This window comes from Opitutus terrae PB90-1 (genome assembly GCF_000019965.1).
Taxonomy (GTDB): Bacteria; Verrucomicrobiota; Verrucomicrobiia; order Opitutales; family Opitutaceae; genus Opitutus; species Opitutus terrae.
In genome coordinates this window covers 1,138,988-1,154,756 of the sequence record NC_010571.1, presented here as the reverse complement: position 1 = coordinate 1,154,756, position 15,769 = coordinate 1,138,988, and the positions used below count along the sequence as shown (strand labels likewise).

Below are 15,769 nucleotides of genomic sequence, written 5' to 3'. Positions count from 1 at the left end.
GCCCGCGCGCTGTATCTCAACCTCGGCGGCGGCGGCGCGGCGTCACTTCTTCCGTTGCAGCAGGTGCGGGAAGCGCTCCGCAAACTCGCGTTCGGCCTGCGGTCGCGCCGTCGCGGCCTCGGTGCCGCCGGCCACGAGTTCGGCGACCCGATGATCGACCCACCGCTGTTGGAAATCCGCCTCGAGCTGGGAAGCGATCGCAGGATTCTCCTTCGGCTTTTTCGATTTGCGAAAGAGGTTGCAGCCGCTGGCGGCCGTGACCACCAGCGCGGCGGTGCAGAGAAGAATCGTGGACTTAAGCTTCATGGCGGGAGTCGGACACGTTGGGCCGTGAATCTCTCCTGCGCGAGTGAATCTTTTTTTGGTTTCTCAACCCACGGGGAAATGCTTGCATGGCGCTCGATGAGCGACGAGCCCACGCCCCCTCCGTTGCGCTTGAAGCCACGCGTGCGGCCTGAGTCGGAGTCGGCGACGCCTCCGCCTGCTCCGTCGTCGCCCCCCGCTGCTCCGCCGGCGGCGGACGACACCGCGCCCAGGTTGCGATTGAAGCCGAAGCTGTCGGTGCCGGCCGCGGAACCGCAACCGGAGCCTCCGGCGCCAAGCAAGGCAGCAGAAGTTCCGGTGGAACCACCCCGCTCCGTCGCGGCCCCGCCGCCCCCGGCTCAGACCGTTCCCCCTGCAGCGGAGCCGAAACCGGCCGAACCGGCGGCCAGCGAAGCGCCGAAATTCAAACTGAAGGTTCGGCCTCCTGAACCAGCCGCGGCCGCCTCGATACCTCCTGCTGCGGCGACCATTCCGCCTCCCCCACCCGCCGTGATCCCGGCGCCGCCGGAAGCCGTTCCGCCCGTGATCGTGCCCGCGCCGACACCGGAAACCGGAGCGCAACCGCCGAAATTTCCCGTAATCGCGGAAGGCACGGCGGAGGCGCAGCCTCCACGTCTGCCGCCACCGGTGCCGCATCTCCGGGCACCGAGCGGAATGAAGGAAGAGGATCTGCTTCCGGGGGCCGCGCCCGCGCGGCGCAAGTTGCCGGTGAAGACGCTCGCGCTGGCCGGCGTCGCGGCGATCGTCGTGCTGGGTGCCGGGGCGTTCTTTTTTCTGCAGGATTCTGCGCCGCCGCCAGCACCCGCGCGCACGGCCAAACCGGCGCCCGCCACTACCGCGCCGGCAAAGCCGGGACCGACGCCCTCCGCCACGCTCAACGCCATCGCGGCTGTTCCTGGCGCAGCGATCGGCAAAGCGAAAGACGTGGTGGCGGCTCGTCGCAACCTGGAGCAGGAGCGGGTGAACGCGATGGCCGACGGAGAAGAAGCGCCGGCGCAGCGGGCATTGAACACGCCGCTGCCCGCGGCATTGACGCCGGACAATTCACGACCGCCGGCGACGAAGCCCGCACCCTCGGTCGCGATCAGAACCACCTCGGAGCTTTCGCCCGGCGTAAGCGCGACGACCACCGTTTCCGAAATGTCCGGGACCGCGAGTCCTGGGTTTCAAGCGTGGGTCGCGAATGCCCGGATCAATGGCGTGTTTAATGGCAACCCGCCACGGGCGTTGATCAACGGGCGCACGGTGCGGGCCGGCCAATCGGTCGATGACGCGCTGGGCATCGTGTTCGATTCGGTCGATCCGCAGGAGAAAACCATTACGTTCCGCGACGCCACCGGCGCCAAGCTCACCCGCCGGTACTGATCGGGCGGGGGCGGTCTGAAAGCTTGCCGTTGGTGGTAGGGCAAGATGTCCTCGCCGAGGCTGGCGTGCACCACGCGGCCGGCCTCGCGCGGCGGCGGCTCACGACTGCTGGAACGCGTCGCGGATGCTGCCGAGCAGGACGGGATCGGTCACGATTTCAGTGACACCGTTCACGACGAACTGGATGCCGATGCAGAGGATCAGGAAGCCCATGACCTGCGAGAGCGCGTTCATGCTGTTGAAGCCGACGACGCGCACGACGCGATCGGAAATCCGCAACGTCACGTAAGTGATCACGGTGACGATGATGATGCCGAGGATGATCGCGACGTAGTCGATCCAGCCGCGCGCCAGTGAGGTGAAGCTGATCGTCGCGGCGATCGAGCCAGGGCCGCTCATCATCGGCATGGCGAGCGGCGAAAACGAGATGTCGCGCTTCGCGCGCGCCGCGGCGTGCACCGGATCATCCGTGGCCGGCTTCGGCGGGGACATCAACATGTGCGATCCGATGCCCGCGACGAGCAAGCCGCCGGCGATCCGCAGGCCGGGGATCGAGAGTCCGAAGAAACCCATGATGAACGTCCCGCCGATCAGGAAGCTGACCAGGATGCCGACCGTGTAGAGGCACGCCATCCGAAGCTGCTGGTTGCGACGTTCCGGGGTGTCGCCGTCGGTGATGGCGAGAAACGTCGGTGCGGAGGCGAGCGGATTGATCAGCGGCAGCAGCGCAATGACGGTGCCGAGGATCAGTTCCCAGAAATGATGCGCGGAGGGCATGGAGTTCTGCTCGGTGGGTTTCGTTACCTCGTCTCGTTCTCGTTCTTTTCCTCCCACGCTGGACGAGAACGATTGCGATTACGAGAACGAGAACGATGCGCGGAGCGAGAACGGTGCCGGAACCAGCGCGGCAGCCCCGCTGGGCAACTCACCAGACGTCGACCGGTCCTTTCGGCACGGGAATCGATTCGCGTTCCCGCGCGTCGGCCTCGCCGGGCGGCCTCAAGAACGACGCGACCATCGGCGGCGGGACGAACTTCGGCAGCAGCTGGCCATGCTCGTCGCAGTACGTGGCGCGCCAGGCGATATACTCCGCCAGCGCGGCGTCGAAGTCAGCGCGACTGTCGATCGTGATGATGCGCCGCTTGAACGGCTTGGCCGGACCGAACCGCTTGGCGTACCAAGGCGCCACCTTGCGGAACAGCCGCGGGCCTTTTTCCTCACCGTAGAATTCGCAATAGCGCTCGAAGTGGCGGCGCATCACGCGCACCCGCTCATCGAAGCCCGGTTCGGGCCACAGTTCGCCGGAGGTGAGAAGGTGGTGGGTGCGTCGGAAAATCCACGGGTCGTAAAATGCGCCCCGCCCGATGCTCACGCCGGCACAGCCGGTTTGCTCGATCATCGCGCGCGCCGCCTCAGGGGTGGTGACGTCGCCATTGCCGATCACGGGAATGCGTTTAACCGCCTGCACCACGGCGGCGATGCCGGCGAGGTTCACCGTGCCGCTGAAACCCTGCGCGCGGGTCCGACCATGTACGAATACGGCCGCAACGCCCGCGTCCTCGAGTACGCGCGCGAGGTCCGGCGCGGTGAGATTCTCGTCGTCCCAGCCGAGCCGCATCTTGGCCGTGACCGGAATCTTCACCGCCTCAATCATCCCGCGGACGAGCGCGGCGGTCTGGTTCAGTTCTGTCATCATCGCCGAACCGCCGCCGACGCGCACCACCTTGCGCACCGGGCAGCCCATGTTGATGTCGACGGCTTGGGCGCCGAGGTCCTCGCAGATCCGCGCGGCGTCGCGCATTTCCGTCGGCACGCTCCCGAATAGCTGGATCGACATCGGCCGATCCTCCGCGCTGCTGGCCACGAGCTTGAGCGCGGCCGGATTGCGCTCGAGCAGCGAACGCGCGTTGACGAGGTCCGTGGTCACCCACCCCAGCCCGCCGAGTTCGCGCAAGGTCAACCGGAACGGCAGGTTGGTGTAACCCGCCAGCGGCGAGAGAAACAGGTTCGATGAGAGTTCGTAGGGCCCGAGGCGCATGCAGCTGCCGCCACAGTGGCGGTTGCGGATGGGACCTCAAGCGCCTGCGTGCCTCCTGACTTGGCGGGCTGCGGCTCACCCCGAGGGCTGGTAAAATTTTAGCAAATTGCCCGGGGACGCTGTCCGTGCGGAAGCATGGCGTTGACTGTTGTCTCTCCACCTCAAACGTTCGCCTCCCCTGCGGTTTCCAGCTCGCAAGGTCAGGCCCCGTCCGCCGCCACCCGTGCCTTACCCATGAGCGATCCGAAACGCATTCTCCTCGCCGAAGACAGCCCGCAGGACATCGAGATGACGTTGTCCGCTTTGTCGGATTATCGTCTGACCAACGAAATCGTCGTAGTGAACGACGGCGAACAGGCGCTCGACTACCTGTATGCGCGCGGCGCGTTTGCCGATCGCGTCCCCGGCAACCCGGTCGTCGTCCTGCTCGATCTGAAGATGCCGAAGGTCGATGGTCTGGAGGTGCTGCGTACGATCAAGCAAGACGAGCAGTTGCGCACGACGCCGGTGGTAATGCTGACTTCCTCGCGCGAGGAGCAGGATGTCGTGCGAAGCTATCGGCTCGGGACCAACGCCTACGTGGTCAAGCCCGTCGATTTCCATTGCTTCATCGAGGCCGTCAAACAGCTCGGCGCCTTCTGGACCATCCACAACGAACCGCCGCCGCGGATGGTTGTCCCGGGGGCCGGCCGGAGCAGCGCGGAGTCGCGCCAATGACCCGTCGCTGAGGCGATGAAAGACCACTCCCCCATCCAGGCGATGAGCCCGGCCGCCTTCGCGGCGGTCGTGCGAGCCGACTGAACGCAAACGAGGCTGAGCCATGCGCGTGTTGCATCTGGAGGACTCGACGCCCGACGCGGAGCTCGTTGCGGCGCGGTTGACCCAGGACTGGCCGGAGTGCCAGATCCAACGCGCCGCTTCGCGTCAGCAGTTCGAGTCGGCGCTCGATACGGGCGATTTCGACCTGATCCTGTCCGACTACACGCTGCATGGCTACGACGGGTTGTCGGCGCTGGATCTCGCGCGTACGCACTGCCCGGAAAAACCGTTCATCTTCCTTTCCGGCACGATTGGCGAGGAGCGGGCGATCGAAGCGCTGAAGCGCGGCGCGACGGACTACGTGATCAAGGACCGGCCCTCGCGACTGGTGCCGGCGATGCGCCAGGCCCTGGCCCGTTCGCAGGAGGAGCAGCGCTTGCGGCGCACGGAGGAGGCGCTACGGCAGAACCGCGAGCGGTTCCGGCAGATCGCGGAGAACGTGGCGGATCTGATCGTGATGCTGGATTCCTCGGCGCACTGCCTTTACGCGAACCCGGCCTATGCGACCGCGGTGGGCCGGCCGCATGACTGCACCGGGCGGGACGTTTTTGCCGACGTGCATCCTGACGATCGTGCGGCGGTCGAGAAGCTGTTTCGCGCCACGTTGCATCAGGGCCGGAACGGGCGGGCGGAATACCGGCTGGCGCATGCCGACGGCACGGTGCGCTATGTCGAGGCGCAGGCCAGCGCGGTGCGCGATTTCAGCGGCACGATCACGCAGGTGCTGATCGTGGCGCGCGATGTCACCGAGCAGCGCGCCGCGCGCGAGCGGATCCGCCAGCAGGCGGCGCTGCTCGATCACGCTCAGGACGCGATCCTCGTACGCGACATGGAGGATCGCGTCACCTACTGGAACCGCAGCGCGGCGCGGATCTACGGTTGGGCGGACGAGGAGCCGCGCCAACGCCGGGCGGCCGACTTGTGGATGGAAGAACCCGGGCAGGTGGAGATCGCCCGGAACGCCACGCTCTTCTACGGCGAATGGATGGGCGAGATGCGGCAACGCTCGCGCGAGGAGGTCGATCTGATCATGCAGAGCCGCTGGAGCCTGCTGCAACGACCCGACGGCTCCGCGGCCGGATTCCTGGTGATCAACACCGACATCGCGGAGAAGAAGCGGCTCGAAGCCCAGTTCCTGCGCGTGCAACGCACCGAGAGCATCGGGTTGCTCGCGGGCGGCGTGGCGCACGACATCAACAACGTCCTCCTGCCGATCATGGCCTCGACCGAGTTGCTCGAGCCGATGGCCACCTCGCCCGAGACGAAGCAGTTTCTCGCGTCCATCCGGTCGAGCGCGCAGCACGGTGCCGCACTGGTGCGACAACTGCTCGCGTTCGCGCGCGGCGCGGTGGGCCAGCACACGGACGTCATGCTCCGGCCGCTGCTCGAGGATTTTGTCGGTTTCGTCAACCAGACCTTCCCGCGTTCGATCAGCGTGTCGCTCGCTCCCGGCGAAGCGCCCTGGGCCGTCCGGGGCGACGCCACCCAGCTGAAGCAGGTGTTGATGAACTTGTGCATCAATGCCCGCGACGCGATGCCGGAGGGCGGCCGCATCACGCTGCACGTCACGAACACGCTCGTGAACGAAGTCGAGGCGGCGCGGTTGCGGGAGATCAAGCCCGGGCCGCACGTCGTGATCGAAGTGGCGGACACGGGCTCGGGCATGAGCCCGGCCGTGCTGGAACGGATTTTCGACCCGTTCTTCACCACGAAGGAAGTCGGCAAGGGCACCGGGCTCGGGCTCGCGGCGGTGCGGGGCATTGTGAAGGGACATAACGGGACCATTGCGGTCGAGAGCTGGCCCGGCCGCGGCACGAACTTCAAAATCTACCTGCCGGCACTCACCGGCGCAGTGAAGCCGGCGGCGGCGGCGCCCGACGCGCGCACCCGCCCGGGCGCGGGCGAGACGTTCCTGCTCGTGGACGACGACGACAGCGTGCGCAACGTCCTCAGCACGGTGCTGACCGCCAGCGGCTATCGCGTGCTGAAAGCCTCGTCGGCGGCGGAAGCCGAGCGGGTCTTCAGCGCGCATCACGCCGAAATCCAGCTCGTGCTCACGGACGTGATGATGGCCGACGGCGATGGCTTCTCGGTGGTGCGCCGGCTGCGACAGCTCGGCGCGCAGGTGCCGATGCTGATCATGAGCGGTCTGGCCGGAGCCGGAAACTACGAACATCAAGCAGCGGCGCTGAAAGTGCCGTTGCTCGCGAAGCCGCTCACGCGCGAAGCCCTGCTCCGCGCCGTGCAGACGGCGCTGACCGGCAAGCCGAAGAGCGAGGGATAACCCCCGCGCTGCGTTCGGCGCTGGAGAGGTTTCCCTGGAGACCGTCATGCACTTTCGAAACGGTTTCTGCTAGGGCGATATTCCGCTGTCCGCGGGGAGGTTGTTCGACGCTCGCGGCGCTCACGGAGTGAGCGTCCTACCTTGATGGCCGGCGCTCGCCTCCCTACGAGGTGGCGGCCACGGCGCGCTTCATCCGCTGCAGCGCTTCCTGCAGCGTCGCGCGGGTGCAGCCAAAGTTAAGCCGCAGGTGCCGTCCCGGACGCGAAGCGAAGTAAGCGCCATCGCTCAAGCCGACCCCGTGCGCCTCGAAATGCCCCGCGGCATCGGCGAGGTTCAGCGCGGAAACATTCAGCCACGCCAGATAAGTCGCCTCGATCGGCGCCTCGATCGTGATGCCGGGCAACTCGCGCGCGACGAAATCGACGATCAGGTCCCGATTGCCGCGAAGATAGGCGAGCAGTTCCTGCCGCCACGGCTCGCCGTGCCGATACGCCGCCTCGCAGGCGGTGAAACCCAGCGAGGTCACCTCGGCGACGATTCCCGCTGTCGCCCGCACGAACTGCGCGCGCAGCGTCGCGTCCGGGATCACGGCGAGAGAAGTGCCGAGCCCGGGAATGTTGTAGGTCTTGCTTGGCGCCGTGAGCGTCACCGTGCGCCGTGCCAACTCCGGACTGAGCGAGGCGCTACAGACATGCCGCAGCGCCGGGTCCAGGATCAGATCGCAATGGATCTCGTCCGAGCAGAGCACCAGATCGTGCCGGAGACAGAACTCGCCGAGCCGTTCGAGTTCGTCTCGTCGCCACACGCGGGCGAGCGGATTGTGCGGATTGCAGAGGAAGAATATCTTCGTGCGTGGCGTGACGGCGCGTTCCAGCGCGTCCCAGTCGATTTCCCAGCGGGAAACGCTGGTAGTATGCACAAAAGGCACCTGGACGCTGACGCGACCGCTGTGCTTCGGGGCGGACATGAACGGCGGGTAGACCGGCGTGAGCGTTAGCACCTCATCGCCGGCATCCGCATAGGCTTGGGCCATGACGTTGAGCCCGACCACCAAGCCGGGGAGCCAGACCAGCCAGGCCGGATGAACCTCCCACCCATGCTGCCGTTGGAACATCTCGATCACGGCGTCGACGGTCGATTTGACCGGCCGGGCGTAACCGAACACGCCGTGTTCGACCCGCTCGTGCAACGCCGTGCGAATGGCCGGCGCCACCGCGAAGTCCATGTCGGCGACCCACATCGGCAACACGTCGCGACCGACATATTTCTGCCATTTCTGGGAGTCTGTGCCCCGGCGCTCGATCGGCTGGTCGAAATCGAAACTCATGAAGCCAGGACGGTGCGGGATCACTTTAATGCTCGCAACTTAAACTCGGGCGGCTGACGCGACCAGCGCACCGCCCGGAAATGGCCCTGCTGTGCGATCCTGTCTTGGTCGCGACGGAGCCAGCCGTCTTGCTTTGGTTCCTAACTGGAATTGGGGCAAAGGTGGAGCGCGTTGCCCTCAGAGCGCTTCTTCCTAAACACTCGGCCTCGTCGCCCTGCGGGCCGCGCTGTAAACCACGCGGCTCGGATGTAGCCGGGCTCGCTGAGCCCGGTCCGGGGTCAGCGACCCCGGCTACAAGCCCAGCACGCTGCGGCCGGTCGCTCCAGCGCCAACTGCATTGTTCCGGTCGCCCGCGGACTCATGCCGGCCAGGCATGACGGTGCGCGAGAGGAAGTATTTCCGGCGGACCGGGGAGTCCGCTATGATTCGGCCATGGTTTTCTTCCAGTTCACTCGGATCGCGTCGGGGAGGCCTCTCTGATGGATCGCGAGACGCTCGCTTTCCAAACGTTGCTGGCGGTCGCCCGGCAACGCGACGGGCTGGATGAAAGCCGCTGCCGGCTGGTGCTCGAGTTGCTCAGCACCGCGCGGCAGGTTCGGGCCACGCTGCAGGCGGAAATGGCGAAGCTCGCGATCACCGAGGTGAAACTGGGCATCCTGGTCGCGCTGTTCATCCTCGATCCGGCGCCCGCGACCCCTGCCGACCTGGCGGCCCACACGAGCGGGACCCGCTCGGCGGTGACCGAGGCGCTCGACCAGCTTGCGGCGGCTGGTCTCGTGCAGCGCGAGCGGGACACCGGCGATCGACGCGTGATTCATGTGCACCTGACGCCAAAGGGCCGCGGCGCGGCGGACGAGGCGATCGGCCGGTTTCTCGCCCGGATCGGCGAGATCGCCCGCGACGTCGATCTGGCTTCCGAAGAGCCAGTTTTGGCCGCCTGCGCGCAACTGAACGCCGGTGCCATGCGGATCTCGCCTTCCCGGTAGGACTTGTCTACTGCTGACTCATTTTTCGTATGAAAACTCGCCTCGTGCTCACGCTGGTCGTCGCCCTCGCCGTTTTCGGCGCGATCTTTGGCTACAAATTTCTCACGATTCGCAAGGCCATGGCCGCGCGGGCCGCGATGACGGTGCCGCCGGTGACGGTCAGCGCCACGGAAGCGAAGCGCGAAACCTGGCCCAACACGGTTTCGGCCGTCGGCGCACTCGCGAGTTTCCGCGGCATCAACGTGAAGGCCGAACTCGAAGGCGTGGTGCGCCGGATCGCGTTCGAGTCGGGCTCGGCGGTGGCCGCCGGCGACTTGCTGGTGGAACTCGACACGTCGGTGGAGAGCGCGCAACTCGCCGGGCTCGAGGCGCAGGCGCGCTTGGCCGAAATCACTCTTACCCGCGCGCGCGAATTGCGCACGAACGGCACGAACGCCCAGGCCGACCTGGACACCGCGGAAGCGATGCTTGTGCAGACGCGCTCCGCCGTCGAACAGCTCCGGGCCACCATCGCCAAAAAGCGGATCGTGGCGCCCTTCGCCGGCAGGCTGGGCATCGCCCGCATTTATCCCGGGCAGTTCATTTCCAAGGGCGACGCGATCGTGCAACTCGAGACGCTGGATCCCATCCACGTCGACTTCTCCCTGCCGCAACAGGAGCTCGGCCGGATCAGCATCGGCCAGCAGGTGAATGTTTCCACCGACGTGCTGCCGAACCAGGCGCTCGCCGGCACGATCACCGCGATCGACCCGCGCGTCAGTGAGACCACGCGCTCGGTGCAGGTGCGCGCCACGTTCGCGAACCCGGAGGAGCGGCTCCGCCCGGGAATGTTCGCGCGCGTCGAAGTCGTCCTGGCCGCTTCGGAAAACTACATCGTCCTCCCGTCGGCGGCGATCGTCTTCAATCCGTACGGCGACAGCGTGTTCGTCATCGAGAACGGTGTCGCGCAGCCCCGCTTTGTCCAACCCGGCCCGCAGCGCGGCGATTTGACGGCGATTCTCTCGGGCCTTCAGCCGGGTGAGCAGGTCGTCACCTCGGGCCAGCTGAAACTACGCAAGGGCAGCGCGGTCCGCGTCGACAACTCCATCGCTCCGGAAGCGAATCCCGCTCCGAAGCCCGTCGAGAGCTGATCCGCTTCGCGCACCGAGAGTCAGCCGGCCTCGGCTGACTGTCTCTCCATCCCCTCTCTCAACTCTCAACTGCACTGCGCCCATGCGCTTCACCGATCTTTTCATCCGCCGTCCCGTGTTGGCGACGGTGGTCAACCTCTTCCTGCTGATCATCGGCGGACTGGCCATAAAATCGATGGTCATCCGCCAATATCCGCAAACCAACAACGCCGTCATTCGCGTCACCACCACCTACCCGGGCGCGAGTGCGGATCTGATCCGCGGCTTCATCACCACGCCGCTCGAGCGCGAAATCGCCTCGGCGGACGGTCTCGACTACGTCGAGTCGGTCAGCGCGCCCAACGTCTCGATCATCACCGCCAAGCTGCGGTTGAACTATGATCCGAACGACGCGTTGACGCAGATCACCTCGAAGGTGAACCGCGCCCGCCGTGAGCTGCCCGTTGATGCGGAGGACCCCGTGTTCGACGTCTCCGTCGGCGAAAGCACGGCCTCGATGTATCTGACGTTTTCCAGTGCGGTGCTGGGCGCGAACCAGGTGACCGACTATCTCACCCGTGTCGTGCAGCCCAAGCTCTCGACGGTCGAGGGCGTGCAGAAGGCCGAAATCATGGGCGCGCGTACGTTCGCGATGCGCATCTGGCTCGATCCGGAAAAAATGGCGGCGTTCGGGCTCAGCGCCTCGCAGGTCTGGGCCAAGCTCTCCACGCAGAACCATCTCTCCGCCGTCGGCAAAACGAAGGGCTCGATGGTCTCGGTCAACCTGACCGCCGGCACCGATCTTCAGTCCGCGGGGGAATTCCGCCAAATGGTCATCCGCGAAAACAAGGGCGAGATCGTCCGCCTGGGCGACATCGCCAATGTCGTGCTCGGCGCCGAAAGCTACGACGTGGACGTGAAGTTCGCCGGCCAGGAGACCACCATCATCGCGATCTCCGTCCTGCCCACGGCCAACTCGATCGACGTCATCAAGGGCGTGCGCGCCGTCTGGCCGGAAGTCGTCAGCCAGCTGCCGGCCGGACTCGACGCCGGCATCGCCTACGACGCCACCGAGTTCATCAACGACTCCATCACCGAAGTGATGGAAACGCTGCTCGAGGCGATGCTCATCGTGGTGCTGGTGATCTACGCGTTCCTCGGCTCGTTCCGCTCGGTCGTGATTCCGATCGTCGCGATCCCGCTCTCGCTGGTCGGCGTCTGTGCCTTGATGCTGTCGCTCGGTTTCTCGATCAACCTGCTGACGCTGCTGGCGATGGTGCTCGCGATCGGGCTCGTCGTCGACGACGCGATCGTGGTGGTGGAAAATATTCACCGGCACATCGAGGAGGGACTGTCCCCGCTCGATGCGGCGCTGAAAGGCGCGCACGAACTCGTCGGACCAATCATCGCGATGACGATCACGCTCGCCGCGGTCTATGCGCCGATCGGCCTGCAGTCCGGCGTCACCGGCGCGCTGTTTCGCGAGTTCGCCTTCACGCTCGCCGGCGCGGTCATCGTGTCCGGATTCGTGGCGCTGACGCTGTCGCCGATGCTTTCGTCGAAGCTGCTGCGGCACAACCCGAACCCCCGCGGCATCGAGCATTTCCTCGACGTGGCCTTCACGAAGCTCCGCGACCGCTACGAACATCTGCTCGACCAGGTGCTCAACACGCGGCCGGCCGTCTACCTCGTGGCGGTGCTGATCGTGGCCGCGATCATGCCGTTCTACGCGCTGACGAAGAAGGAGCTCGCGCCGCCGGAGGACCGCGGGTTCATCGTCACGATCTCGCAGGGTTCGCCCAACGGCACGCTCGATCAGGCACTGCGCTATTCGGAACGGTTCAACGAGCTGCTGAAGCAGATTCCTGAGGTGAACACGTTCTTCAGCATCGCCGGCTTCGACATGGTGTCGGGCATGGCGAGCCCGAGCTCCGGGCTGACCGGTGTCTCGCTCGTGCCGTGGAGCCAGCGTGAGGCGAGTGCGGCGGACCTCATTCCGCAGATCCTCGGACGCGCGAGCACCATCGCGGGCGTGAACTATGCCGCGTTTCTTCCGCCGTCGCTCCCTGGCGCGGGCGGCGGTCTGCCGGTGCAGTTCGTCGTCAGCTCCACGGCCAACCACGACCGCGTGGCCGTCGTGACGCAGACGCTGCTCCAGCGCGCGCTCGCCAGCGGCAATTTCCTTTACGGCGACACCGACCTGAAGTTCGACCAGCCGCAGGCCGACGTCAAAATCGACCGCGACAAGGCTGCATTGCTCGGCATCGACATGAAGCAGCTCGGCACGGACCTCGGAGCGATGTTGGGCGGTGGCCAGGTCAATCGCTTCGCGATCCAGGGTCGGGCGTATCGCGTCATCCCGCAGGTCACGCGGTCTGCCCGGCTCACGCCGGACCAGCTCGCCGACTACTACATCTCCACCGGCAAGGGCGAACTCGTTCCCCTCTCGTCGGTCGCCGAAATCGTGCCGACGACGCAGCCGCGCGACCTCCGTCGGTTCCAGCAGCTCAACTGCGCGACCATCTCGCTGCTCCCGCGGCCCGGTCTGTCGATGGGTGAGGCGCTCGACTGGCTCAACGCCGAGGCGAAGACCGTCTTTCCCGAGGGTTTCGCGAGCGAATACAAGGGCGAGTCGCGGCAATTCGTGCAGGAAGGCAGTTCGCTGATGGCGACGTTCGTGCTCGCGATCGTGGTGATCTTCCTCGTGCTCGCCGCGCAATACGAGAGCTTCCGCGATCCGTTCATCATCATGATGGCGGTGCCGCTTTCGATCGCGGGCGCGATGGTATTCCTCTTCCTCGGCGTGGCCACGCTCAACATCTACACTCAAGTCGGCCTGATCACGCTGGTGGGACTGATCACGAAGCACGGCATTCTCATGGTCGACTTCGCGAACAAGCTCCAGGAGGAGGGTCACGAGGTGCGCAGCGCCATCGAGCACGCCGCTGGCATCCGGCTGCGTCCGATTCTGATGACGACCGCAGCGATGGTGCTTGGCGTGCTGCCGCTGCTGGTGGCCCAGGGCCCCGGAGCGGAAGCGCGCTTCAGCATGGGTCTGGTGATCGCCGCCGGCATGGCGATCGGCACGTTGTTCACGCTCTTCGTGGTGCCCGCGTTCTACGTCCTCGTCGCACACCGGCGCACCGCCATCCCGGCGGGCGCCCCAGCCTCGCCCACGGAGCTCGCGCCCGCGCATCATTCCTGAAGGGACACGGACGGCGCCGCGACGCCGGTGCCGTCCGTACTCCGCGGGAACTCCGCTCCGGCGCGGGGGACTGACCCTCTATGAACAGGTTCCGACTTCTGGTGTTCTGCCTCGCCGCCAGCGCCGTCGCGAACGCCCAGCCGCTGCTCTTCAGTCTGGTGCCGTCGGCGCGCAGTCCGCAGGGCGGCGAGGCGACGATCGATTTGGTGGTGCTGAATCGCAGCGACGCGGCGCAGACGTTCACCGCGCCGCCTGCGGTGCTCGGTGAACTGGCGCAAGCCGGCCAAGCGTGGCGGGTCGAGCTGCACGCGACGTCGGAATCCACGGCGACCGCCAGCTCGATCGCGCCCGGCGGCTTCGCGATGTGGACGTACGCGTTCGTCCCGCCGCCCGCCACCAGCGGCACGGGGATCCTCGAGTTGCACCTGGCCGGTTTTCCCGCCGCGCGCGGCGTGCTGGATTGGTCCACCTCGGCCACAGCCGAACCGTCATCCCCGGAACCTTCGCGGCGGGCGACCGAACGTGTCACGAAGCCGACGACGAACCTCGTCCGCGCGGAGCCGGCCGCTTCGATTATCCAGCGCACGTTTGCCGACCGGCTGGGGCCGCACGAGCCCGTGTACTTCATCTACGGTTCGGAAGGTCCCGCGGCGAAATTCCAGCTCAGCTTCAAATACCGGCTCCTGCGATTCACTGAAGTCGACACGAGCCGCATGGCCCGGACGCTGCAGTTTGCGTTCACGCAACGCTCGCTGTGGGATCTCGATGGCGAGTCGAGTCCGTTCTACGACACCAGCTACATGCCGGAGCTGATCTACGAGTCGCTCACGCCGAAGCCGGAGGAAAAGGATACGTGGTTCACCTGGCTCGGCTATCAGGCCGGCTTCAAGCACGAGTCGAACGGCCGCGACGGTCCGGTCTCGCGCAGCGTCAACGGAGTGTATGTCCGGCCGGTGTTCGCCTTCGGGCATCTCGACGGCTGGCACCTGCTCGTCGTGCCGGAGCTTTTCGAATACGTCGACACGCTCGAGGACAACCGCGACCTGAAGGATTATCGCGGCTATGGCCGGCTTACGCTGGTGCTGGGCCGCAACGACGGACCGTCGCTCATGGCCACCGCCTGGGCCGGCAAGGACTTCAACCGAGGGACGGTTCAGCTCGATCTCACCTATCCGATTCGAACCAAGCTGCTCAATTTCGAGACCTACCTGCTCGTGCAGTATTTCAACGGCTACGGCGAAAGTCTCCTCTCCTACCGCGAGCAGTCCGAGACGGTGCGCGCGGGCATCTCGCTCGTCCGCTGAACCGAAGGGGGGCGTGCGGCTGCCGCCTTGCGCCGCCGCCAGGCGCGGCGATACTCCGCGGGCATGGAACTGCGCCACCTCCGCTATTTCAAGGCGGTCGCCGAGCAGCTGAACTTCAGCCGGGCGGCGGAGCAGTTGCGCATCGCGCAACCGGCGCTCAGCCGGCAGATCCGCGATCTCGAACACGAACTCGGCGCGCGGTTGCTCGATCGCAATCGCGTCCGCGTGCAGCTCACGGATGCCGGCCGCACATTCTACGCCCACACGTGCAAGATCCTCGCGCAGCTCGACGTCGCGGTGGCGTCGGTCGAGGAAACGCTCGCCGGTGCGAGCGGTGAGCTGATCATCTGCAACGACTGGCGGCTCTCCAACCGCTATGTGCTCGGCGCGATTGCGGAATTTCGCGGTCGGTATCCACGGGTCGACGTGGCCCTGCGCGACCTGCACATCCACGAACAGCTCACGGCGCTCCGCACCCGGCAGGCGCACCTGGGCTTCGTCGTCGCGCGGGAATTCGCGCATCATGACGACCTGCAGTCGCTGAGCCTGCTCACCTCCGAACTGATGGTTGCTGTAGGCGCGCAACATCGGCTCGCGGGCGCCACCCACGTGCGGATGGCGGATCTCGCCGGGGAGACCTGGGTCACCACCGGCCCGAAGGATTCGCCCGGGCTGCGCGAGTTCATCACGCAACGCTGCCGAGTCAGCGGGTTCACGCCCACGTTCGCCCGTCCGGTGCATTCGCTGGATAGCGTGCTCGCGCGCGTGGCCACCGGCTATGGCGTGTGCCTGCTCCCGGATTTCCTGGCCGGCACCTTGTCGGCGGGTCCGCTGGTGCGTTTCCTTCGTTCCGACTGCCCGCCGATCGAGCTGCAGGCAGTATGGCACCGCACCGAAGAGTCCCGGCTGCTCCACCAGTTTCTGGATATCCTGCGCCGCCAGATTGCCGCGCCTCCGGCCTCGGCGAGTTGAGCTCGCGCGCGACGTCGGAGGCCGGGATCAGGTCCG

12 protein-coding genes are annotated in these 15,769 nt (G+C 66.4%); 8 read left to right on the top strand and 4 right to left on the bottom strand.

Translation table 11 applies throughout. The features are described from left to right. Nucleotides 1-42: 42 nt before the first annotated feature. Nucleotides 43-306 (bottom strand): hypothetical protein, encoded by a 264-nt coding sequence (locus tag OTER_RS04730; protein ID WP_012373765.1) that lies wholly within the window; start codon nucleotides 304-306, stop codon nucleotides 43-45. A 507-nt stretch (nucleotides 307-813) separates the two neighbouring features. On the opposite strand from OTER_RS04730, the gene OTER_RS04720 reads away from it, so the two are divergent. Continuing rightward, on the top strand, nucleotides 814-1,689 hold the full coding sequence (locus OTER_RS04720; RefSeq protein ID WP_052300298.1) for a hypothetical protein: 876 nt from the start codon (nucleotides 814-816) through the stop codon (nucleotides 1,687-1,689). A gap of 99 nt (nucleotides 1,690-1,788) precedes the next feature. On the opposite strand, the gene OTER_RS04715 is transcribed toward OTER_RS04720, so the two are convergent. Then, nucleotides 1,789-2,466, bottom strand: a complete 678-nt coding sequence (locus OTER_RS04715; protein ID WP_012373762.1) for a MarC family NAAT transporter — start codon at nucleotides 2,464-2,466, stop codon at nucleotides 1,789-1,791. Nucleotides 2,467-2,614: 148 nt separating this feature from the next. Further along, complete coding sequence (dusB, locus tag OTER_RS04710; RefSeq protein WP_012373761.1) at nucleotides 2,615-3,727, bottom strand: tRNA dihydrouridine synthase DusB; 1,113 nt, start codon at nucleotides 3,725-3,727, stop codon at nucleotides 2,615-2,617. Between the two features lie 234 nt (nucleotides 3,728-3,961). Here dusB and OTER_RS04705 point away from each other — a divergent pair, with 234 nt between their 5' ends. Continuing rightward, complete coding sequence (locus tag OTER_RS04705) at nucleotides 3,962-4,444, top strand: response regulator (RefSeq protein WP_012373760.1); 483 nt, start codon at nucleotides 3,962-3,964, stop codon at nucleotides 4,442-4,444. A 103-nt stretch (nucleotides 4,445-4,547) separates the two neighbouring features. Further along, a complete protein-coding gene (locus tag OTER_RS04700) occupies nucleotides 4,548-6,830 on the top strand; it encodes a hybrid sensor histidine kinase/response regulator (protein ID WP_012373759.1) in 2,283 nt (760 codons plus the stop codon). A gap of 163 nt (nucleotides 6,831-6,993) precedes the next feature. Here OTER_RS04700 and OTER_RS04695 read toward each other — a convergent pair whose 3' ends face one another. Next, complete coding sequence (locus OTER_RS04695) at nucleotides 6,994-8,157, bottom strand: MalY/PatB family protein (RefSeq protein WP_012373758.1); 1,164 nt, start codon at nucleotides 8,155-8,157, stop codon at nucleotides 6,994-6,996. A 479-nt stretch (nucleotides 8,158-8,636) separates the two neighbouring features. Here OTER_RS04695 and OTER_RS23690 point away from each other — a divergent pair, with 479 nt between their 5' ends. The 5 genes from OTER_RS23690 to OTER_RS04670 all read left to right on the top strand — a co-directional run bounded on the left by OTER_RS23690 (nucleotide 8,637) and on the right by OTER_RS04670 (nucleotide 15,733). Continuing rightward, nucleotides 8,637-9,143 carry a MarR family winged helix-turn-helix transcriptional regulator gene (locus OTER_RS23690; RefSeq protein WP_012373757.1) on the top strand — a complete coding sequence of 169 codons (507 nt, stop codon included), beginning with the start codon at nucleotides 8,637-8,639 and terminating at the stop codon, nucleotides 9,141-9,143. A gap of 29 nt (nucleotides 9,144-9,172) precedes the next feature. Beyond that, the gene (locus tag OTER_RS04685) at nucleotides 9,173-10,273 is read left to right on the top strand and encodes an efflux RND transporter periplasmic adaptor subunit (protein WP_012373756.1); all 1,101 of its coding nucleotides are present in this window, start codon (nucleotides 9,173-9,175) and stop codon (nucleotides 10,271-10,273) included. A gap of 82 nt (nucleotides 10,274-10,355) precedes the next feature. Next, nucleotides 10,356-13,457 carry an efflux RND transporter permease subunit gene (locus tag OTER_RS04680; RefSeq protein WP_012373755.1) on the top strand — a complete coding sequence of 1,034 codons (3,102 nt, stop codon included), beginning with the start codon at nucleotides 10,356-10,358 and terminating at the stop codon, nucleotides 13,455-13,457. 80 nt (nucleotides 13,458-13,537) lie between these two features. Then, nucleotides 13,538-14,761: a phospholipase A gene (locus OTER_RS23685; protein ID WP_012373754.1), complete on the top strand. Its 1,224-nt coding sequence runs from the start codon at nucleotides 13,538-13,540 to the stop codon at nucleotides 14,759-14,761. Nucleotides 14,762-14,824: 63 nt separating this feature from the next. Continuing rightward, entirely contained in the window at nucleotides 14,825-15,733 is a 909-nt protein-coding gene (locus OTER_RS04670; protein ID WP_012373753.1) for a LysR family transcriptional regulator, read from the top strand. The last annotated feature ends 36 nt before the right edge of the window (nucleotides 15,734-15,769 follow it).